Raw genomic sequence first — 19,871 nt, 5'->3', positions numbered from 1 at the left:
TCGGCGCATTTAGCAAGTTTTACTCTAAGAGCTGTTTCATTTTTATTTGGTAGTTTTGTCATCAGTAAAAAGACAGAGAGCATTACATTGGATGCTCTCTTTTCATTTCCGATTTCGCTTTTTGGGTCTCTTTCACCGAATCATTCGGTATGCTGTCCTTAGCGGCAGCTTGCTTCCGTCTCAGGTTTCTCAGTTTCCATTTATTCCAAAAAAGAAGCTCACTCCATTTATTGAAGTCCTTTTTATACATGATACCGATTCCTTGTGTAGTCAGGTTGGTTCGCGTATAATAGCGGTCATTCGTTTCATTGTATGCTTTTAGGCGTATGTCTCCCGAACGGTTGAGTAACCATTCTGCTTCAAAGTCTCCAATGAAGTTGGTATTTGCCAATGGATTGTCCCGGTAGCCGAAATTCCCGTTGATTAGCAAGCGGTTGTTCAGCAACTGCCCGGATAAGATGCCTTCTATTTCCATGTCCGTCCAACCCTTGTCACCTGTACTGAGATTAGTGCCGATGTTCCAGTTGTTGTTATCGAATACTTGTGACAACAGATTGTTTAACTGTCCGGATAGGGTAGAGAACAGGGCCGATGATGTCATGTTGGAGTTTTGGGTACCTCCGGTACTTTCCTGCGGATAGAACTTGCCAATGCCCAACAGGTAGAGAATTTGCATGTTCATCTGTTCGTCTGTACTAATATAATTGCGTACCAGTGTCTGTATCTCGTCCCGTTCATTGGGGAGTTCAATTCCCAACTTGATGTTAGGACGCCAGAGAATTCCTGTCAGATTCATGATGCAATTCACTTTCACATTAGGTTGTTGGGTAATTGTTTCCGAAGCATCGGGAATCAGGTCGTTCAGTGAAGCTGAATTTACCGTGTAACTAGCCTGAATGTCAAGTGTCGCATCCAATGGGGGACCGTTGAAAGTGATGCTACTTCCGTCCTTAATGATAAAATCTTTGCGGATGACCTCTTGTAAACTGAATTTGTAGATACCTTGGTTGATACGGTAATTACCGAACATTTTCACATCTCCTTTATTAAAGAACTCTGTACGTATGTTACCGGAGCCTTTACCGCTGATGTAATCTCCGGCAATAGGGTCCATGATAATTTTCATTGTAGCATCCGGAGTAGCATCTATCAACAGGTTCAGTCGAATATCCGTTTTGGATTCTTCCTCTTCCATCTCTTGCTGTAACCGATCGTATTCTGACATTACATTAATGGAATCCTGCACAAACCTGCGGGGCGTTTTATCGACAAACTTAATAAACTGGTTGCTGGCTGCTGAAGCTGTTGCGTTGGTTATGTAGACAAAATTGGTGTTACGATTGGTAGTGACAGCTGCATTGACTTGTAATTCCTGCGGGTTTCCAATCAACATTGCATTACCGGTCCCATATACTTTTCCGTAAAAGTTAATATCCGGATTTTCTTTCGTATTCATAAGTAACATGTTGTTCACGTTGAATTCGAAATGATAACTTAGGTCCCTGAAATGCCGGAAATTCAGTTTGCCGTTCATAGTACCCTGATGTCCTTCCATATCTGCTATGCGTATATTATCGAAGCTAATACCACTGGTGGACAAACGGATGGTGTCTGTTACGGTGAACGAAGTATTCAGTATTCCTATTTTTAAGGATGCGTCCGTCATCAGGTTTCCTTCGATATTGAGTGCCTTGAACTTTCCGTAGAAATGGGCTTTACCACTGGTACGTCCATGCAAGTCTTCAACAATGGAACGCATGAAGTATTGGAGAAATTGGATATTCGTATGCTCCGTCTCTATATTCAAGTCTAGTTTGCTTTCCGGTTTTAACGGATAGACATGCCCGATGACATGCGTCTTCGACACTCCTTCTTCTTCCATGTGTGCATCAAGAAAGATAGCGCGCATGTCGTTCTTCCACGCACCGTAAATATCCATAGCCCCCAGTGAGGCATCATTAAAGGTGAAGTTTTTAAAATGCAGGCGGGTGTTCATGACCGGTTCTTTTAAAATGCCACTGGCATATGCTGTTCCCGTAGCGTCTCCTTTGAAGTCCACATCGTCAAAGTTTACCACATCGAACACGTAGCCTACATTGATGTCCTTTAGTTCTACTTTTAATGTATCTTTGGCTTGTTCTGAAATGCGTCCATTGATACGGATATGACGGTCCTGATGTGAAAAATAGAAATCATTCACATCTATTTTTCCTGAATCGACGACAACTTGTGAGGGATGAACCTGCCATAGAGTATCATTCAGGATGATGTCTGTCTGTTTAATATCTACGACAGTTTTCAGTGGGGACTTTTCTTCGGCTGCGCGGAAGAAACTGGCGGCGGCAGATAATCGTCCGCTATAAGTACTGATGGCATTGTTACCCCAGTTGATATTGGCATTTATAGTGTCATTCTTGGCTTGTGCGTCCAGAGAGATGCTTACAGCACTTTCTTTCTTTAGGTTATTGAACCGGACCTTTGCTTTGAACTGATCGGTAGGATTCTCACAAAGTACCAAACCTGACTCGATAAACGTGTTTTGATATTGTAAACGTGGAAAATAGCCTTCTACACGCAAGCGTTGTGCCTGATCGTTGAAGTAACCTTTCACAGTCGAGTGTGAATATATTTTCAATGGGATGTCAAATACTGTCGACAACAGTTCTGTATTAAATATGTGAATATCGAAACTAAAGTTATTATTGGTTTTAATAGGCTTTTTATCCGGTTGAATTAGTGAAGGAATATATCGCCGCATAATGTTCATAACACTTGCCGGAAGCGTATGATACAGGTAATTGCCTTCGATACTTGCTTTTAAGAAACTGGAGGTTAGTTTCAATTGGTTCTCTTTATCTTGGCGGGTTGCAGTGATGTTGATATTATCCAGAAAATAGCTCTTCTCTGGTGCGGTAAATTGTAAGCTGTCTATATTGATTTCACCCATCATTTCATCGATGGAACCACCCCGGAAATTAGCTTTTAGCTTCAAAGAAAATTCTGCATCCGGATACTCCTTTGTCAGATTCAGGTCGTGTGGACGTATTTTGTCTATGACTGCATTGAAGTTAAAAGTAGGGACTTTTTCGACTACATTGATGTTGCCGTTTAAATGTACCGAACCGTTTTCGTCATTCAATGCCACTTTACCGTCAAAACCACCGCGTTTGAATTCTCCGTCCAGCGTGATGTTTTCATATTTATAATTACTGTATTCGAGGGATGCTATCAAACCTTTTAACGTAATGGAAGGATATTGGCTCTTGTAGTGGTTTCCTCGGACATCCAGATTAAAGGTAATCTTGCCCAATTGCTTGTTTCCTAGCAGTTGCCCTAACTCAAAATCGGTGGTCTTTACGCCTCCTGAATAAGAAAACAGCGCTTTAGCTTTATCGGAACTAAGCTTTAAGTCGGTTTGGACGGAGCCTATGTCAGTACGGAACAGGCCGTACATAACCAAGTCTGTAAAGTACCCTGATATTTCACCATGAAAAGAGGTATTTCCTAAGTGTTGTAATACAGGGGGAACGCCATTGTAGTGCGGGCTTAGATTGCGCACTAAAAATCCGATTCCCTCTTTGTTGGCAGAGAGATTGGCCAGATGTCCATAAACGTAAGCGTCTTGAGGACGTGATAAGTCTTGTAAAGATACATCTCCTTTTAGTCGGAACTTATCTCCTGCGTTGATTTCCAATGTTCTGCAATTCAGTTGATTGAGCGTACCTTCTACATCAATGTTGAGATCTAGTTTTTCTTTAAAATTGGATAATGCCGGGACAAAAGCTGAAATGTCATTCAAAGTCACATGAGATGGTAAAGTACGGAAAGAGAAGCGAACGTTATCGGCAAAATGGTTGAGTGCTTTCAAACTGTCATATTCCATTCGGATAGTATCCATTTTCATTTCGGTACCCGGCATTTCTATTGCGAAATTTTCTATTTTCATGCCTTTGTTATTAGCAATGACTTTCAGGCTCAACTTTCGTAGTTCAAAGCCCGATTGTTCGTCTACACTCAGGCGTTTGATGGCTGCATTGATCGAATCGTTTTGAAGTGCCTTGAGTGAAATGTTGGCAATGATATTGTGTAGTTTGATATGTTGCGGGTTAAACTTTCCGGGCGTTTCTTCTTCCGATAATACGTCGTAGGATAGTTTACCACGGCGTATTAATATGGAATTAATACGTAGATCAATGTCCTTTTTTGTTTTTACTGTATCTTTGGATGCAAATGCGTCCAAGACGAATTTAAAATTTGGCTCCATGTGCGGAGCGGGCTTATTCAAGTTGATATTAAAGCCAAATAACTGCACGCTGCTGATTGTGATTTTTCCGTTGAATAAAGGAATAATATCAAATTTGGCAGAAAGACGTGTAATTTTGAGCATTTCTTTTCCCGATTGATCGTCAAGCAATACATCATCTATAATGATACGGTTTAATAATCCAATGTCTATCTTACCGATAGTCAGTTCTGTACCCAAAGTCCGGGATAGTTCTTTTGTGACAAACGTAGTCATATTTCGCTGAATATATGGAATATTCAGCAAAATAATAGTTCCGATATATATACCTAATATGATACCGATAACCCAACGTACAGTCTTCTTCAGCGTTCTGATAGGCGGTTGTTTTGATTTTGAGAACAAAAATATAAAATAGTTCGTTATGAATCCTACTTTTATCATTACTTTTGCATCGTTTAAATATCAAAAAGCGTATGAGTACAATTATATTAGGAATTGAATCTTCCTGTGACGATACATCAGCTGCAGTTATTAAAGATGGTTATTTGTTATCGAATGTGGTATCTAGCCAGGCTGTACACGAAGCTTATGGTGGAGTAGTACCGGAATTGGCATCGCGTGCTCACCAACAGAATATAGTACCTGTGGTGCATGAAGCGTTGAAGCGTGCAGGAGTGACCAAGGAAGAGTTGAGTGCGGTAGCCTTTACAAGGGGGCCTGGGTTGATGGGTTCATTGCTGGTTGGAGTATCTTTTGCAAAGGGTTTTGCACGTTCATTAAATATCCCGATGATTGATGTTAATCATCTGACAGGACACGTGTTAGCGCATTTTATTAAAGAGGAAGGAGAAGCAAATGAACAGCCCGATTTTCCATTCCTTTGTTTGCTGGTATCCGGAGGTAATTCTCAAATTATATTGGTGAAAGCATATAATGATATGGAGATTCTGGGACAGACTATTGACGATGCTGCCGGAGAAGCAATTGATAAATGTTCGAAAGTAATGGGACTTGGTTATCCGGGGGGACCTATAATTGACCGTTTGGCACGTCAGGGCAATCCGAAGGCTTATACTTTTAGTAAACCTCATATTTCTGGTTTGGATTATAGTTTTAGCGGATTGAAAACGTCGTTTCTTTACTCTCTGCGTGATTGGATGAAAGAGGATCCCGATTTCATCGAACACCATAAGAACGATTTGGCAGCTTCGCTTGAAGCAACGGTAGTAGACATTTTGATGGATAAACTTCGTAAAGCAGCCAAGCAATATAAAATTAATGAAGTGGCTGTAGCGGGCGGTGTTTCTGCTAACAACGGTTTGCGTAATGCCTTTCGTGAGCATGCAGAGAAATATGGTTGGAAAATTTTTATTCCCAAGTTCAGCTATACTACAGATAATGCCGCAATGATCGCTATCACCGGATATTTTAAATATCAGGATAAAGATTTCTGCTCTATAGAACAGCCTGCTTATTCACGTGTAACTTTGTAAGAGTCCTATGTTTGCGGAGATAATAACTATTGGTGATGAACTGTTGATAGGACAGGTGACTGATACCAATTCGGCATGGATGGGGCGCGAATTAAATAAAGTAGGTATAGAGGTGATTCGTGTCGTGTCTGTACGAGATCGGGCAGATGAGATTATTGAAGCTGTAGATGCTTCGATGAAAAGGGCAAATATTGTACTAGTGACAGGGGGCTTGGGGCCCACCAAAGATGATATTACCAAACAGACTCTTTGCAAATACTTCGGTACCAGACTGATCTTTAGCGAGGCTGCCTTTGAAAACGTAAAACGGGTATTGGCGGGAAAAATACCGATGAATGCGTTGAATAAAAGTCAAGCAATGGTACCTGAAGATTGCATCGTTATTAATAATCGGGTAGGGAGTGCTTCTGTCAGTTGGTTTGAGAAAGATGGTAAGGTACTTGTTTCTATGCCGGGAGTTCCTCAGGAAATGACCACTGTGATGAGTGAAGAGGTTATTCCACGTTTGTGTGCAAAGTTTCGTACGGATGCAATTATTCATCGAACATTTACTGTACAAAACTATCCCGAATCGGTGTTGGCTGAGAAATTGGAATCTTGGGAAATGGCATTACCTGTTTGTCTAAAACTGGCTTATTTACCAAAACCGGGTTTGATTCGTTTAAGATTGACGGGACGCGGGCAGAATCGTAGCGAGGTAGAAGCTTGTGTAGATACTGAGAGTGCCAAACTTGAGGCAATTTTAGGAGAAGATATTTTGGATGAGGAAGATACTCCGATTGAAATTTTGATAGGCGAACTTTTAAAGAAGAAGAATTTGACTCTTTCTACCGCAGAAAGTTGTACCGGTGGAAGCATTGCAGCCCGTATCACTTCGGTTGCCGGCAGTTCGGAATATTTTAAAGGAAGCATAGTAGCGTATGCCAATGAAGTAAAGACGGAGTTGCTGGGTGTATCGATGGAAACGCTTGAAAAAAGAGGTGCGGTAAGTGAGGAAACGGTCATTGAAATGGTAAAAGGTGCGATGAAAGCGCTAAAAACTGACTGTGCTGTAGCTACGTCTGGAATCGCAGGTCCCAGTGGGGGGACTGAAGAGAAGCCGGTTGGTACAGTTTGGATTGCTGCTGCCTATAAAAGTGAAATTTGCACTATGAAGCAGGAAACTAATCGTGGAAGAGAGATGAATGTGGAGAGAGCAAGCAATAATGCCCTTCTATTGCTTCGAAAATTGGTGAAATGAAGAAAAATTACCGCTCAATAATGAATTTATTTAGGAAATACTTGTTTTATATACATAAAAGTGCTTACTTTGCGCTCTGTTTGAAAGAAGTATAGATTAAAACTATAAAAATAAGATAGAAATGTCGAAGATTTGTCAAATTACCGGAAAGAAAGCCATGATTGGCAACAATGTTTCACACTCAAAGAGAAGAACTAAAAGAACCTTTGATTTGAACTTGTTTAACAAAAAGTTCTACTATGTAGAACAGGACTGCTGGATCAGCCTGAGCCTCTGTGCTGCTGGTTTGCGTATTATTAATAAGAAAGGTTTGGACGCTGCTTTGAATGATGCGGTTGCCAAAGGGTATTGTGATTGGAAAACCATTAAAGTTGTTGGCTAAAACGTTAAAAAGAGGAGAAACTGATTATGGCAAAGAAAGCAAAAGGTAATAGAGTTCAGGTGATTCTGGAATGCACAGAACACAAAGATAGCGGTATGCCGGGAACATCTCGTTATATCACAACTAAGAACAGAAAAAATACTACTGAAAGACTTGAGTTGAAGAAGTACAACCCAATTCTGAAAAGAGTAACAGTACACAAAGAAATTAAATAATAAAGAAAGAGTATAACCCATGGCAAAGAAAACAGTAGCAAGTTTGCACGAAGGATCTAAAGAAGGTCGTGCTTATACTAAGGTTATCAAAATGGTTAAATCTCCGAAAACTGGAGCTTACATTTTTGATGAACAAATGGTTCCTAACGAAAAAGTACAAGACTTTTTTAAGAAATAAGCCGGTTGCATAAATAGCAATCCGAAAAATCCTCTCACTGATATTCATTGAGGGGATTTTTTTTGCCAATTTTATTCGCTTCATTTTTTACTTTACGCCAGTTTTATTATATCTTTGTAGCATAATGTATTATACAAATAATTGTAATCATGGGATTTTTTAGTTTTTTCTCAAAGGAAAAGAAGGAAACTTTAGATAAAGGATTATCTAAAACCAAAGAAAGTGTATTCAGCAAGATTGCCCGTGCGGTGGCCGGAAAATCGAAGGTGGATGATGAAGTGCTGGATAATCTGGAAGAGGTTCTTATCACATCGGACGTAGGGGTAGAGACTACTCTTAATATCATCAAGCGTATCGAAAAACGAGCAGCAGAAGATAAATATGTAAATACACAAGAGTTGAATTCGATTCTTCGTGAAGAAATAGCTGCATTACTGACTGAAAATAATTCGGATGATGTTGCCGATTTCGATGTTCCGGTAGAGAAAAAGCCTTATGTTATTATGGTGGTGGGTGTAAACGGAGTTGGTAAAACAACCACTATTGGTAAACTAGCTTATCAATTTAAGAAAGCCGGTAAATCTGTATATTTGGGGGCAGCCGATACTTTTCGTGCAGCAGCAGTGGAGCAATTAGTGATATGGGGCGAGAGAGTGGATGTTCCGGTCATTAAACAAAAGATGGGGGCCGATCCGGCTTCTGTTGCGTTTGATACGTTAAGTTCTGCAGTAGCTAATAACGCTGATGTGGTGATTATTGATACAGCAGGACGTTTGCACAATAAAGTTGGCTTGATGAACGAGCTGACGAAAATTAAAAATGTAATGAAGAAAGTAGTGCCTGATGCTCCAAACGAGGTGTTGTTGGTGCTTGATGGCTCGACCGGACAAAATGCTTTTGAGCAGGCAAAACAATTCACACTTGCAACAGAAGTAACTGCTATGGCTATAACCAAATTGGATGGGACGGCAAAAGGTGGCGTTGTTATCGGAATTTCAGATCAGTTTAAGATTCCGGTGAAATATATCGGATTGGGTGAGGGTATGGAAGACCTACAGGTGTTCCGCAAGAAAGAATTTGTAGACTCCTTATTTGGAGAGAATGCATGAAAAGAAAAACTATAGATATCATAACATTAGGGTGCTCAAAGAACCTGGTGGATTCAGAACAGTTGATGCGTCAATTGGAAGAAGCCGGATATGATGTAACCCATGACTCGGAAAAACCGACAGGAGAGATAGCTGTTATCAATACCTGTGGTTTTATCGGTGATGCAAAAGAAGAATCGATTAATATGATTCTGGAGTTTGCACAAGAAAAAGAAGAAGGCAATTTGGAGAAACTTTTTGTAATGGGCTGTCTTTCGGAACGTTATTTAAAGGAATTAGCGATTGAGATTCCTCAGGTTGATAAGTTTTATGGAAAATTCAATTGGAAGGGGTTGTTACAGGATTTGGGCAAAGCTTACCATGAGGAGCTTCATATTGAGCGTACTCTTACCACTCCCAAACATTATGCTTATCTGAAAATATCAGAGGGTTGTGATCGTAAATGCTCTTATTGTGCTATACCGATTATTACAGGAAGACATGTATCTCGTCCTATAGAAGAAATCTTGGATGAGGTGAGATATTTGGTTTCCAATGGTGTAAAGGAGTTTCAGGTAATTGCTCAGGAATTAACTTACTATGGAGTGGATTTATATAAGAAGCAAATGCTTCCGGAGTTGATCGAACGCATTTCTGAGATTCCGGGTGTAGAATGGATACGTTTACATTATGCATATCCGGCACATTTCCCTGAAGAGTTGTTCCGAGTGATGCGTGAACGAGATAATGTATGTAAATACATGGATATTGCATTACAGCATATCAGTGATAATATGCTGCAACGTATGCGTCGTCATGTGACGAAAAAGGAGACTTACCGGTTGATTGAACAATTTCGTAAGGAAGTTCCCGGGATTCATTTGCGTACGACGTTGATGGTGGGACATCCAGGAGAGACAGAAGAGGATTTTGAGGAATTGAAAGAGTTTGTACGTAAAGTGCGCTTTGACAGGATGGGGGCTTTTACTTATTCAGAAGAAGAAGGAACATATGCTGCGGCTAATTATGAAGACTCTATTCCTCAGGAGCTAAAACAGGCACGATTGGATGAGTTAATGGCTATTCAGCAAGGAATTTCTACTGAATTAAGTGCATCAAAAGTTGGACAAAAAATGAAAGTCATTATTGATCGTATAGAAGGTGAATATTACATTGGGCGTACAGAGTTTGATTCTCCGGAAGTAGATCCTGAAGTTTTAATAAGGTGTGAAGGGGATAATTTAATGATTGGTAACTTTTATCAAGTACAAGTGATTGATTCCGATGAATTCGATCTTTTTGGTGAAATAATTTAAATATATTTCCTGAAGAATTTGTTTTTTGATCTGGATTGATTAATATAGCAACATATTTTTAAAATTGTAGGATTTTGAATAATAAAGAATTTACTTCTGAACTTTCTCGCAGATTGGGGTATAATACAAAATATACTTCTGAACTGATAACATCTCTGCTGTCTGATATTACTCAGGAATTGCAGGAAGGCAATGCTATAGGAATACAGGGATTTGGTACTTTTGAGGTAAAAAAGAAAGCAGAACGTATTGTCATCAATCCCGTCACTAAGTTGCGACTGTTGGTTCCACCCAAGTTAGTACTGGCGTTTAAGCCGAGTCCTATATTAAAAGATAAGTTTAAAGAAACATTTCCGTATGAATGAAAAGTTGACTATACAAGATCTTGTTGAACTACTGGTTAACAGACATGAGGTTTCTCAAGAAGATGCTGATGTTTTCGTCCGGGAGTTTTTCTTATTGATAGAACAAGCTTTGGACGCTGATCAATATGTGAAAATCAAAGGATTGGGTACATTCAAATTGATAGGGGTCAATAGTCGTGAAAGTGTAAATGTCAATACGGGTGAACGTATTAAAATAGAGGAACATACTAAGATTTCTTTTACTCCTGACCCTTCTTTAAGAGATATCATAAATAGACCTTTTTCACATTTCGAAACAGTAGTGCTGAATGAGAATACAGTCTTGGAAGATACGCCAATAGAGGAATTGGAGGAAGAATCAGGGAATATATCCGAAACAACTGAGCTTCCGTTAATAACAGAGACCGTAGAGAGAGAGGAAGCAAAAGCAGAGGAGAAGGTGGTTGAAACAGAGGCGAATGGGAAAATAGAACCGGAAACCTCAAAAGGGCAGGATGTTGTGTCGTCAGATGTGGAAGTTGCAGAAGACGTTTCGGAAGTTATGAAGGAATCCGAAAGGACAGAGGTTGTAGATGATATTGACATACTTGAAACTGTTGAAGATGTTAGCATACATAAAGGTAGTGAAGCTGTAGTAGAAGGTTCATCCATTGCTGAGGTTCGAGAAGAGGGTGGATTGGATAAAGTAGTGGAAAATTCTGAAGAGCCAATCCAGTTCACTGGAGATACAGGGCAAGAAACTACAGATAATTTAAAAAAGGTGATAGAAGACGAAGGTTCTCCTAAATTGACTGCCGAAGAAATTATAGCACGGGAGATTCAAAAAGCAGAAGTATCGACTATCCCTGTAAAAAAAGAAAAGCGCCCAAAGAAGGAAGTTAAACCGGAAAACCAAAAATCTCCTGTTCCTTACTTAATAGTAATTATAGTATTTGTTATGTCGCTTTGCGGTGCAGCATTAGTTTTTATTTATTATCCGGATTTGTTTTCTAAAAAAGAATCGGAACAGTCAATAACCACAGAGACTGTAGAGAAAAAAGAACCGATACGGGAAATTCCATTGGATACTGTTGCAAAAGCGGATACTATTGTCAAGGTGGTAGCAAAGACTCCGAATCAACAGGAGATAAAACAGATGTCTGAGCGTGTCAATGTGTCGGAGAAAGTAGATAAAACTTCAGAAAGTGAATCGGTATCCCGGGAAAAGAGCACTAAAACAGTGGCAATCCCGGTCAAGCCGGATTCAGTGAATTATACAATTACCGGTACTAAGGCGACTTATACAATTAAAGAAGGTGAAACTCTGACTAGGGTATCTCTACGGTTTTATGGTACAAAAGATTTATGGCCCTATATCGTTAAACATAATCGGGGAGTGATTAAGAATCCGAATAATGTACCGTATGGTACTGTACTTAAAATACCGGAATTGGTTAAAAAATGACAGTCTAATGTGATCACCCGGGTGTATACAAGTTTATACATTCGGGTGTTGTGTTTATGTTATACAAATACAAAAGCGTATGAAAGTACCTTAATCTAAAGACTTCGCATTGTTTTTTAATAAAAATTAGTTGGAATGGTTAAAGATATAGTGTACTTTTGGAATCGAAATTAAAAAGCCTTACAACATAGGCTTTGCTCATATTATTAAAAAGAAAATTAAACAATAAAATAATTAGTATTTATGGCTGAATCAATTGACATCCGCGAATTGAACGAGCGGATTGAAAGACAGAGTGCTTTCGTTACCAATCTTACAACAGGCATGGACCAAATCATTGTGGGTCAGAAACATTTGGTAGAGTCACTGTTAATCGGACTACTTTCTGATGGACACGTGCTGCTTGAAGGTGTACCTGGTTTGGCAAAAACTTTGGCCATTAAGACATTGGCCTCGTTGATCGATGCAAAATACAGCCGCATACAGTTTACGCCTGACTTATTGCCAGCTGACGTTGTCGGTACGATGGTTTACAGTCAGAAGGATGAAAGTTTCCAAGTGAAGAAAGGTCCGATTTTTGCTAATTTTGTATTGGCTGATGAAATAAACCGTGCTCCCGCTAAAGTTCAAAGTGCTTTGCTTGAAGCAATGCAGGAACGTCAAGTAACTATTGGTAAAGAAACATTCTTGTTACCTGAACCGTTCCTTGTTTTGGCTACTCAGAACCCGATAGAACAGGAAGGTACATATCCGCTTCCGGAAGCTCAGGTAGACCGTTTTATGTTAAAGGTGATTATTGATTATCCGAAACAGGAAGAGGAGAAATTAATTATTCGCCAAAATATCAATGGAGAGAAATTTAATGTGAAGCCTATCTTGAAGGCTGAAGAGATTATCGAGGCACGTAAAGTGGTTCGTCAAGTTTATTTAGACGAGAAGATTGAACGTTATATTGTAGATATCGTGTTTGCTACACGTTATCCGGAAAAATACGATTTGAAAGAATTGAAAGATATGATTGGATTCGGTGGATCACCTCGTGCCTCTATTAATTTAGCTTTGGCTGCACGTACATATGCGTTTATCAAACGTCGTGGCTATGTGATTCCAGAAGATGTACGTGCTGTTGCGCATGATGTACTTCGTCATCGTATCGGATTGACATATGAAGCGGAGGCTAGCAATGTGACTTCTGATGAAATTGTCAGCAAAATATTGAATAAGGTAGAAGTGCCTTAATTTTAGTTGAGAATGAACAATCCTCAATTACCAATTTTCAATTCTCAATTAAATAGATGGAAACAAGTGAAATTCTAAAAAAAGTTCGTCGGATTGAAATAAAGACGCGTGGACTGTCTAACAATATCTTTGCAGGCCAGTATCATTCAGCCTTTAAAGGTAGAGGTATGGCTTTTTCCGAGGTGCGCGAATATCAGTTTGGCGATGATATCCGTGACATTGACTGGAATGTGACAGCGCGTTTCAATAAACCTTTTGTGAAGGTGTTTGAAGAAGAACGCGAGTTGACGGTAATGTTGATGGTAGATGTTTCCGGCAGTTTGGAATTTGGCACTGTAAAACAGCTGAAGAAGGACATGGTGACAGAAATTGCAGCCACTCTTGCATTTTCTGCTATCCAGAACAATGATAAAATCGGAGTTATTTTCTTCTCAGACAGAATAGAAAAGTTTATTCCTCCTAAAAAAGGACGTAAGCATATTCTATATATCATTCGTGAATTGATTGATTTTAAGCCCGATAGTCGTCGGACCAACATACGTCTTGCTTTGGAATATTTGACGAATGTAATGAAAAGACGTTGTACCGCTTTTATTCTGTCTGACTTTATCGATCAGGAAAGTTTTAAGAATGCAATGACCATAGCGAATAGGAAACATGATGTAGTTGCCATTCAAGTATATGACAGGCGAGTTGCCGAGTTGCCGGCAGTAGGTCTGATGCGGATTAAAGATGCGGAAACCGGACATGAACAATGGATCGACACATCTTCGGCTGGAGTACGTAGGGCACATCATGAATGGTGGGTGAATAAACAAACTGAGTTAGATGAAACGTTTACCAAAAGTAATGTCGATTCTGTTTCGGTACGTACTGATCAGGATTATGTCAAAGCATTACTGAATTTGTTTGCTAAACGAAATTAACGGGAAAGATGAATAAATATATATTGCTGATAGTATTGTTATTTCTGGTTTCTGGCAGAATTGCTGCACAGTCAGTGACTGTGGATGCCAAAATAGACTCTTTGCAAATTCTGATAGGAGAACAGGCGAAAGTGCAATTACAAGTAGCGATGGATGCGAAGCAGAGGGCTGTTTTTCCGTCATTTACAGATACATTGGTACGTGGTGTGGAAATTGTGGATATTGCTAAACCTGATACACAATATTTGAATGATCGCCAGAGAATGCTGATTACTCAAGAATATACGGTAACTTCTTTTGATTCGGCATTATATTATATTCCTCCTATGGGAGTAAAGATTGATAATAAAGAGTATAAATCAAAGGCGTTGGCATTGAAGGTATATTCAATGCCTGTAGATACGTTACATCCTGATCAATTTTTTGGTCAGAAGACTGTCATGAAAGCTCCCTTTGCCTGGGAGGATTGGTATGGTTTGATTGCTTGCTCTTTTCTGGCATTACCATTGCTCGGATTGCTTATTTATCTGATCATCCGTATCCGTGATAATAAGCCTATTATTCGTAAAGTGAAAGTTGAACCTAAGTTGCCTCCGCATCAATTGGCGATGAAAGAGATTGAGCGAATAAAGACTGAGAAAATTTGGCAAAAAGGACAATCGAAGGAGTATTATACTGAATTGACAGATGCTCTTCGTACATATATTAAAAATAGATTTGGCTTTAATGCATTGGAGATGACTTCATCTGAAATAATAGATAAACTGCTGGAATTTAATGATAAAGAAGCTATATCAGATTTGAAATATTTATTCCAGACAGCTGATTTAGTAAAGTTTGCCAAGCATGATCCGCAGATGAATGAGAATGATGCGAATTTGATCAATGCAATTGACTTTATAAATGAAACGAAACAATTGGAAGAAGAGAATCAGAAGCCGCAACCTACTGAAATCACGATAATAGAGAAACGATCTTTACGTACGAAGATATTGCTGATCTGTGGTATCGTATTCCTGTCGGCAGCTCTTATTGCGACCTTCGTCTATATTGGGTTGCAACTCTATAATCTATTTGGATAATAGATTTTGACTTTTATTGTTTAAAATAAGAAATAGTAAATTATAAATAGAATGGTTTTTGCCAATATTGAATATTTGTTTTTGCTGCTGTTGCTTGTGCCATATATTGTATGGTACATAATGAAGCGGAAAAAGACTGAGCCGACTCTTCAGATTTCTGATGCACGAGTATATGCGCATGCCCCTAAAAGTTACAAGAATTATCTGCTTCATGTACCGTTTGGTCTGCGTATCATCACTCTAATATTGATTATTTTGGTTTTGGCACGTCCCCAAACAACAAACAGCTGGCAGAACAGCGAAATTGAAGGTATTGATATTATGTTGGCTATTGATGTGTCGACCAGTATGTTGGCAGAAGATTTGAAACCCAACAGGTTGGAAGCTGCCAAAGATGTGGCTGCGGAATTCATCAACGGTCGCCCGAATGATAACATAGGAATTACACTGTTTGCCGGTGAAAGTTTTACTCAGTGTCCTTTGACAGTAGATCATGCTGTATTACTTAACTTATTTCAGGGGATACAGTGCGATATTATTGAAGATGGAACAGCAGTTGGTATGGGAATTGCCAATGCAGTAACCAGGTTGAAAGATAGTAAAGCAAAATCAAAAGTGATTATTTTGTTGACGGATGGTACCAATAATAAAGGAGATATTTCTCCATTGACCGCTGCTGAAATTGCGAAGAGTTTTGGTATACGTGTTTATACTATTGGTGTGGGAACAAACGGTATGGCTCCATATCCGGTACGGGTTGGTGGTACAACACAGTATATTAATACTCCGGTAGAGATTGATGAGAAGACTCTTACTCAAATAGCAGGTACTACGGATGGGAACTATTTTCGTGCTACCAGTAATTCGAAGCTGAAAGAGGTTTATGAAGAGATTGATAAATTGGAAAAAACAAAGTTGAATGTGAAAGAGTACAGTAAACGTCAGGAAGAATATCGTTGGTTTGCGTTAGCTGCATTCTTATGTATATTGCTTGAGGTACTGTTACGGAACTCAATATTGAAGAAGATACCATAAAATTGATAAAAAGATGTTTCGATTTGAAGAACCTGCATATTTATATTTGTTGCTGCTGCTACCATTGCTGGCAGCCTTCTACCTTTATTCTAATTATAGAAAGAGGAAGGCTATTCGTAAATTCGGAGATCCGGTGTTGATGGCACAATTGATGCCTGATGTATCTAAATATCGTCCGGATGTAAAATTCTGGTTGTTATTTACTGCCATAGGTCTATTTGCTGTACTATTGGCTCGTCCGCAATTCGGCTCTAAATTGGAGACAGTAAAGCGCAAAGGGGTGGAGGTTATGATTGCATTGGATATTTCAAATTCTATGCTTGCCCAAGATGTTCAGCCCAGTCGTTTAGAAAAAGCTAAACGGCTTATATCTAAATTGGTAGATGGTATGGAGAATGACAAGGTAGGAATGATTGTCTTTGCAGGAGATGCCTTTACTCAGTTACCTATAACAAGCGATTATATTTCTGCTAAAATGTTTTTGGAATCAATCAGTCCTTCGTTGATATCTAAACAGGGTACAGCTATCGGTGCTGCTATCAATCTTGCTGCCCGTAGTTTTACTCCGCAAGAAGGAGTGGGACGTGCTATTGTGGTGATTACCGATGGTGAAAATCATGAAGGGGGAGCTGTTGAAGCTGCCAAAGAGGCGGCTAAAAAGGGAATTCAGGTGAATGTATTGGGAGTAGGCTTACCCGATGGAGCTCCCATTCCGATTGAGGGCAGTAACGATTTTCGTCGTGACCGTGAAGGGAATGTAATTGTAACTCGTCTGAATGAGGCAATGTGTCAAGAGATAGCAAAGGAAGGGAATGGTATTTATGTTCGTGTAGATAATTCTAATTCTGCTCAGAAAGCTATTAATCAAGAGATTAATAAAATGGCTAAATCGGATGTTGAATCTAAGGTTTATACAGATTACAATGAACAGTTCCAAGTGATTGCATGGATGATATTGCTCTTGTTATTGGTGGAAATGTTGATTCTGGACCGCAAAAATCCATTGTTTAAGAACATCAGGTTGTTTTCTAATAAGTAGTAATGTATATGTCAAGAAATAAATATATATTGTTTGCTCTGTTGCTATCGCTTTCTGCGGGTGCGTTTGCACAAAATGCCGAGCGTGATTATATCCGTAAAGGCAATCGTCTGTTTAAAGACAGTGTTTTTGTGGATGCTGAAGTTAATTACCGTAAAGCATTAGAGGCAAATCCTAAGTCTACTATTTCCATGTACAACTTGGGTAATACGTTGTCGCAGCAGCAAAAGTTCAAAGATGCGATGGAACAATACGTTGCGGCAACCAGTATAGAAAAAGATAAGGCTAAACTGGGACAAATTTATCATAATATGGGAGTGTTATTCCAGTCTGGTAAAGATTATCAAAAAGCGGTTGAAGCTTATAAGATGTCTTTGAGAAATAATCCGAAAGACGATGAAACCCGCTATAATCTGGCATTAGCTCAAAAGTTGCTGAAGGATCAACAGCAAAATCAGCAGAATCAAGATCAGAATCAGGATCAGAATAAAGATGATCAACAAAAGCAACAAGATAAAAAAGATCAGAATAAGCAGAATGATCAAAATAAAGATCAACAACAGCAACAACCTCCTAAATCAGAGAAAAATGATAACGAAATGTCTAAGGAGAATGCGGAACAGCTGCTCAATTCTGTGATGCAAGATGAAAAAGGGGTTCAGGATAAAGTGAAAAAGCAACAGACTCTTCAAGGAAGACGTCTGGAAAAAGACTGGTAATAATAAAATAATTGATGATAAAAACTTCAGATGAAATGAGAAAATTGATTTTCTTATTGATTGCACTGGTAGCCATGACTACGCAAGCGCAGGCTGACGGAAAGGTAGTGTTTACTGCATCTGCCCCCGATGCTGTAGTAGTAGGTGACCAGTTCAGGTTATCGTATACGGTAAATACGATAAAAGTACGAGATTTTCGTGTGCCTTCTATTAAAGGATTTGAGGTGTTAATGGGACCTAACCGTTCACAACGTATGCAATCGATTAATGGGGTTACTAATAATAGTATTACCTTTACTTATATCTTAATGGCTACGGCTGAAGGAGAGTATTCTATTCCGGGTGCAACGATTACGGCTGACGGGAATCAGATGGTTTCTAATTCGGTAAAAATTAAAGTTCTTCCTCCGGATAAAACCGGGAATACGGCAGATGGCAAAGGAACTGCATCGTCTGGCAATCAAAGTGGAATGTCTTCCTCTGTTTCTAACCAAGACTTACTTATAACTGCGACGGCCAATAAAACGAATGTATATGAGCAGGAAGCCTTTCTATTAACTTTTAAGATTTACACAAGAGAGTCTCAACTTCGCTTTGAGAATGTGAAGCTTCCTGATTTTAAGGGATTTCATTCACAAGAAATAGAGATGCCTGCTAATGCAAAATGGTCACAGGAACATTATAAGGGAAAGAACTATTTTACGACAGTGTATCGTCAATTTGTATTGTTCCCACAGCAGTCTGGAAAACTGACTATTGAGCCTGCACGTTTTGATGCTACCATTGCCAAAGCTGTACAATCTGATGATCCGTTTGATGCTTTCTTTAATGGTGGAAGCAATTATGTGAATGTAAGTAAGGTGATTGTAACTCCTAAGATTACGGTTAATGTGAATCCGTTACCGGCAGGTAAACCTGCCAATTTCTCCGGAGGAGTAGGGGAGTTTAGTATCACTTCTTCCATTAATTCTAAAGAAGTGAAAACGAATGATGCTATCACAATAAAGTTAGTGATTTCGGGAACCGGTAATTTAAAATTAATTGCAAATCCGGAAATAAAATTCCCGGAAGATTTTGATGTATATGATCCAAAGGTGGATAGCAAAGTTCGTTTGACCCAAGAAGGACTTTCCGGTAATAAAGTTATTGAATATCTTGCTATTCCGAGACATGCAGGAGTTTATAAAATACCAGGAGTATCCTTCAGTTATTTTGATATCAAGTCGAAATCCTATAAAACACTGAATACCGAAGATTATGAGGTTAAGGTGGAAAAAGGAGCAGGAAATGCAGATCAAGTTATTGCCAACTTTACTAATAAAGAAGATCTGAAAGTATTGGGTGAAGATATTCGCTATATAAAACTAAATGATGTGAAGCTTCAGCCAAAAGATAATCTTTTGTTTGGCTCTTTACTTTATTGGCTATTCTACATTGTTCCCGCCGTGGTGTTTATTGTCTTCTTTATAGTTTATCGCAAACAGGCTGCCGAGAATGCCAATGTAGCCAAGATGCGTACAAAGAAAGCCAATAAAGTGGCTACTAAACGAATGAAGTTAGCTGGTAAATTGCTTGCGGAGAATAGCAAGGAGGCATTTTATGATGAAGTACTTAAAGCTCTATGGGGATATATCAGTGATAAACTTAATATTCCGGTTTCTCGTTTGTCTAAAGATAATGTAGAAGAGAAACTTAGAAATTATGGAGTCAGTGACGAACTAATAAAGGATTTCCTGAATGCTCTGAATGAATGTGAGTTTGCACGTTTTGCTCCAGGAGATGAGAGCCAGGCTATGGATAAAGTTTATTCATCGTCATTGGAAGTTATGAGTAAAATGGAAAATTCAATAAAACGCTAATTTAG

The 19,871-nt window shown here is 39.1% G+C and carries 17 protein-coding genes; 16 read left to right on the top strand and 1 reads right to left on the bottom strand.

Going from position 1 to position 19,871, the window contains the following annotated elements; translation table 11 throughout:
- Nucleotides 1-82: 82 nt before the first annotated feature.
- Entirely contained in the window at nucleotides 83-4,687 is a 4,605-nt protein-coding gene (locus tag BSHG_RS06250; RefSeq protein ID WP_008660348.1) for a translocation/assembly module TamB domain-containing protein, read from the bottom strand.
- Nucleotides 4,688-4,719: 32 nt separating this feature from the next.
- On the opposite strand from BSHG_RS06250, the gene tsaD reads away from it, so the two are divergent.
- The 16 genes from tsaD (at nucleotide 4,720) to BSHG_RS06325 (ending at nucleotide 19,866) form a co-directional block, all read left to right on the top strand.
- On the top strand, nucleotides 4,720-5,739 hold the full coding sequence (gene tsaD, locus BSHG_RS06255) for a tRNA (adenosine(37)-N6)-threonylcarbamoyltransferase complex transferase subunit TsaD (RefSeq protein ID WP_005787941.1): 1,020 nt from the start codon (nucleotides 4,720-4,722) through the stop codon (nucleotides 5,737-5,739).
- Nucleotides 5,740-5,746: 7 nt separating this feature from the next.
- Nucleotides 5,747-6,979 (top strand): CinA family nicotinamide mononucleotide deamidase-related protein, encoded by a 1,233-nt coding sequence (locus BSHG_RS06260; protein WP_008660345.1) that lies wholly within the window; start codon nucleotides 5,747-5,749, stop codon nucleotides 6,977-6,979.
- 121 nt (nucleotides 6,980-7,100) lie between these two features.
- The gene (gene rpmB / locus BSHG_RS06265; protein WP_005787937.1) at nucleotides 7,101-7,361 is read left to right on the top strand and encodes a 50S ribosomal protein L28; all 261 of its coding nucleotides are present in this window, start codon (nucleotides 7,101-7,103) and stop codon (nucleotides 7,359-7,361) included.
- A gap of 26 nt (nucleotides 7,362-7,387) precedes the next feature.
- Nucleotides 7,388-7,576 carry a 50S ribosomal protein L33 gene (rpmG, locus tag BSHG_RS06270; protein ID WP_002560155.1) on the top strand — a complete coding sequence of 63 codons (189 nt, stop codon included), beginning with the start codon at nucleotides 7,388-7,390 and terminating at the stop codon, nucleotides 7,574-7,576.
- A 19-nt stretch (nucleotides 7,577-7,595) separates the two neighbouring features.
- On the top strand, nucleotides 7,596-7,754 hold the full coding sequence (locus tag BSHG_RS22260) for a DUF4295 domain-containing protein (protein ID WP_005777897.1): 159 nt from the start codon (nucleotides 7,596-7,598) through the stop codon (nucleotides 7,752-7,754).
- A gap of 149 nt (nucleotides 7,755-7,903) precedes the next feature.
- Nucleotides 7,904-8,863, top strand: coding sequence for a signal recognition particle-docking protein FtsY (ftsY, locus tag BSHG_RS06275; protein ID WP_005787934.1), 960 nt, complete (start codon nucleotides 7,904-7,906; stop codon nucleotides 8,861-8,863).
- Nucleotides 8,860-10,158, top strand: coding sequence for a 30S ribosomal protein S12 methylthiotransferase RimO (rimO, locus tag BSHG_RS06280; protein WP_008660340.1), 1,299 nt, complete (start codon nucleotides 8,860-8,862; stop codon nucleotides 10,156-10,158). The genes ftsY and rimO overlap by 4 nt, the downstream gene beginning before the upstream one ends.
- 74 nt (nucleotides 10,159-10,232) lie before the next feature.
- Complete coding sequence (locus tag BSHG_RS06285; RefSeq protein WP_008660338.1) at nucleotides 10,233-10,523, top strand: HU family DNA-binding protein; 291 nt, start codon at nucleotides 10,233-10,235, stop codon at nucleotides 10,521-10,523.
- Nucleotides 10,516-11,967: an HU family DNA-binding protein gene (locus BSHG_RS06290; RefSeq protein WP_008660336.1), complete on the top strand. Its 1,452-nt coding sequence runs from the start codon at nucleotides 10,516-10,518 to the stop codon at nucleotides 11,965-11,967. Before BSHG_RS06285 ends, BSHG_RS06290 begins: the two co-directional genes overlap by 8 nt.
- Nucleotides 11,968-12,210: 243 nt before the next feature.
- Nucleotides 12,211-13,206, top strand: a complete 996-nt coding sequence (locus tag BSHG_RS06295) for an AAA family ATPase (RefSeq protein WP_005787927.1) — start codon at nucleotides 12,211-12,213, stop codon at nucleotides 13,204-13,206.
- Nucleotides 13,207-13,262: 56 nt separating this feature from the next.
- Nucleotides 13,263-14,132 (top strand): DUF58 domain-containing protein, encoded by an 870-nt coding sequence (locus BSHG_RS06300; protein WP_005793731.1) that lies wholly within the window; start codon nucleotides 13,263-13,265, stop codon nucleotides 14,130-14,132.
- An 8-nt stretch (nucleotides 14,133-14,140) separates the two neighbouring features.
- Entirely contained in the window at nucleotides 14,141-15,214 is a 1,074-nt protein-coding gene (locus BSHG_RS06305; RefSeq protein ID WP_005787923.1) for a hypothetical protein, read from the top strand.
- 51 nt (nucleotides 15,215-15,265) lie between these two features.
- Nucleotides 15,266-16,249 carry a vWA domain-containing protein gene (locus BSHG_RS06310; protein ID WP_005787921.1) on the top strand — a complete coding sequence of 328 codons (984 nt, stop codon included), beginning with the start codon at nucleotides 15,266-15,268 and terminating at the stop codon, nucleotides 16,247-16,249.
- A 13-nt stretch (nucleotides 16,250-16,262) separates the two neighbouring features.
- Complete coding sequence (locus tag BSHG_RS06315; RefSeq protein ID WP_005787920.1) at nucleotides 16,263-17,288, top strand: VWA domain-containing protein; 1,026 nt, start codon at nucleotides 16,263-16,265, stop codon at nucleotides 17,286-17,288.
- 8 nt (nucleotides 17,289-17,296) lie between these two features.
- Entirely contained in the window at nucleotides 17,297-18,007 is a 711-nt protein-coding gene (locus BSHG_RS06320; protein WP_008660329.1) for a tetratricopeptide repeat protein, read from the top strand.
- A 35-nt stretch (nucleotides 18,008-18,042) separates the two neighbouring features.
- Nucleotides 18,043-19,866: a BatD family protein gene (locus BSHG_RS06325; protein ID WP_008660327.1), complete on the top strand. Its 1,824-nt coding sequence runs from the start codon at nucleotides 18,043-18,045 to the stop codon at nucleotides 19,864-19,866.
- The last annotated feature ends 5 nt before the right edge of the window (nucleotides 19,867-19,871 follow it).

Origin of the sequence: Bacteroides sp. 3_2_5 (assembly GCF_000159855.2) — a bacterium.
Classification (GTDB): domain Bacteria; phylum Bacteroidota; class Bacteroidia; order Bacteroidales; family Bacteroidaceae; genus Bacteroides; species Bacteroides fragilis.
Note: the sequence above shows the minus strand (reverse complement) of the source record. Positions and strands in the feature narration are given on the sequence as shown.

What these genes read in the sequence shown, in the direction of transcription:
- BSHG_RS06250 (WP_008660348.1), bottom strand. Translation starts at nt 4,687, where the DNA reads ATGATAAAAGTAGGATTCATAACGAACTATTTTATATTTTTGTTCTCA.
- tsaD (WP_005787941.1), top strand. Translation starts at nt 4,720, where the DNA reads ATGAGTACAATTATATTAGGAATTGAATCTTCCTGTGACGATACATCA.
- BSHG_RS06260 (WP_008660345.1), top strand. Translation starts at nt 5,747, where the DNA reads ATGTTTGCGGAGATAATAACTATTGGTGATGAACTGTTGATAGGACAG.
- rpmB (WP_005787937.1), top strand. Translation starts at nt 7,101, where the DNA reads ATGTCGAAGATTTGTCAAATTACCGGAAAGAAAGCCATGATTGGCAAC.
- rpmG (WP_002560155.1), top strand. Translation starts at nt 7,388, where the DNA reads ATGGCAAAGAAAGCAAAAGGTAATAGAGTTCAGGTGATTCTGGAATGC.
- BSHG_RS22260 (WP_005777897.1), top strand. Translation starts at nt 7,596, where the DNA reads ATGGCAAAGAAAACAGTAGCAAGTTTGCACGAAGGATCTAAAGAAGGT.
- ftsY (WP_005787934.1), top strand. Translation starts at nt 7,904, where the DNA reads ATGGGATTTTTTAGTTTTTTCTCAAAGGAAAAGAAGGAAACTTTAGAT.
- rimO (WP_008660340.1), top strand. Translation starts at nt 8,860, where the DNA reads ATGAAAAGAAAAACTATAGATATCATAACATTAGGGTGCTCAAAGAAC.
- BSHG_RS06290 (WP_008660336.1), top strand. Translation starts at nt 10,516, where the DNA reads ATGAATGAAAAGTTGACTATACAAGATCTTGTTGAACTACTGGTTAAC.
- BSHG_RS06295 (WP_005787927.1), top strand. Translation starts at nt 12,211, where the DNA reads ATGGCTGAATCAATTGACATCCGCGAATTGAACGAGCGGATTGAAAGA.
- BSHG_RS06300 (WP_005793731.1), top strand. Translation starts at nt 13,263, where the DNA reads ATGGAAACAAGTGAAATTCTAAAAAAAGTTCGTCGGATTGAAATAAAG.
- BSHG_RS06305 (WP_005787923.1), top strand. Translation starts at nt 14,141, where the DNA reads ATGAATAAATATATATTGCTGATAGTATTGTTATTTCTGGTTTCTGGC.
- BSHG_RS06310 (WP_005787921.1), top strand. Translation starts at nt 15,266, where the DNA reads ATGGTTTTTGCCAATATTGAATATTTGTTTTTGCTGCTGTTGCTTGTG.
- BSHG_RS06315 (WP_005787920.1), top strand. Translation starts at nt 16,263, where the DNA reads ATGTTTCGATTTGAAGAACCTGCATATTTATATTTGTTGCTGCTGCTA.
- BSHG_RS06320 (WP_008660329.1), top strand. Translation starts at nt 17,297, where the DNA reads ATGTCAAGAAATAAATATATATTGTTTGCTCTGTTGCTATCGCTTTCT.
- BSHG_RS06325 (WP_008660327.1), top strand. Translation starts at nt 18,043, where the DNA reads ATGAGAAAATTGATTTTCTTATTGATTGCACTGGTAGCCATGACTACG.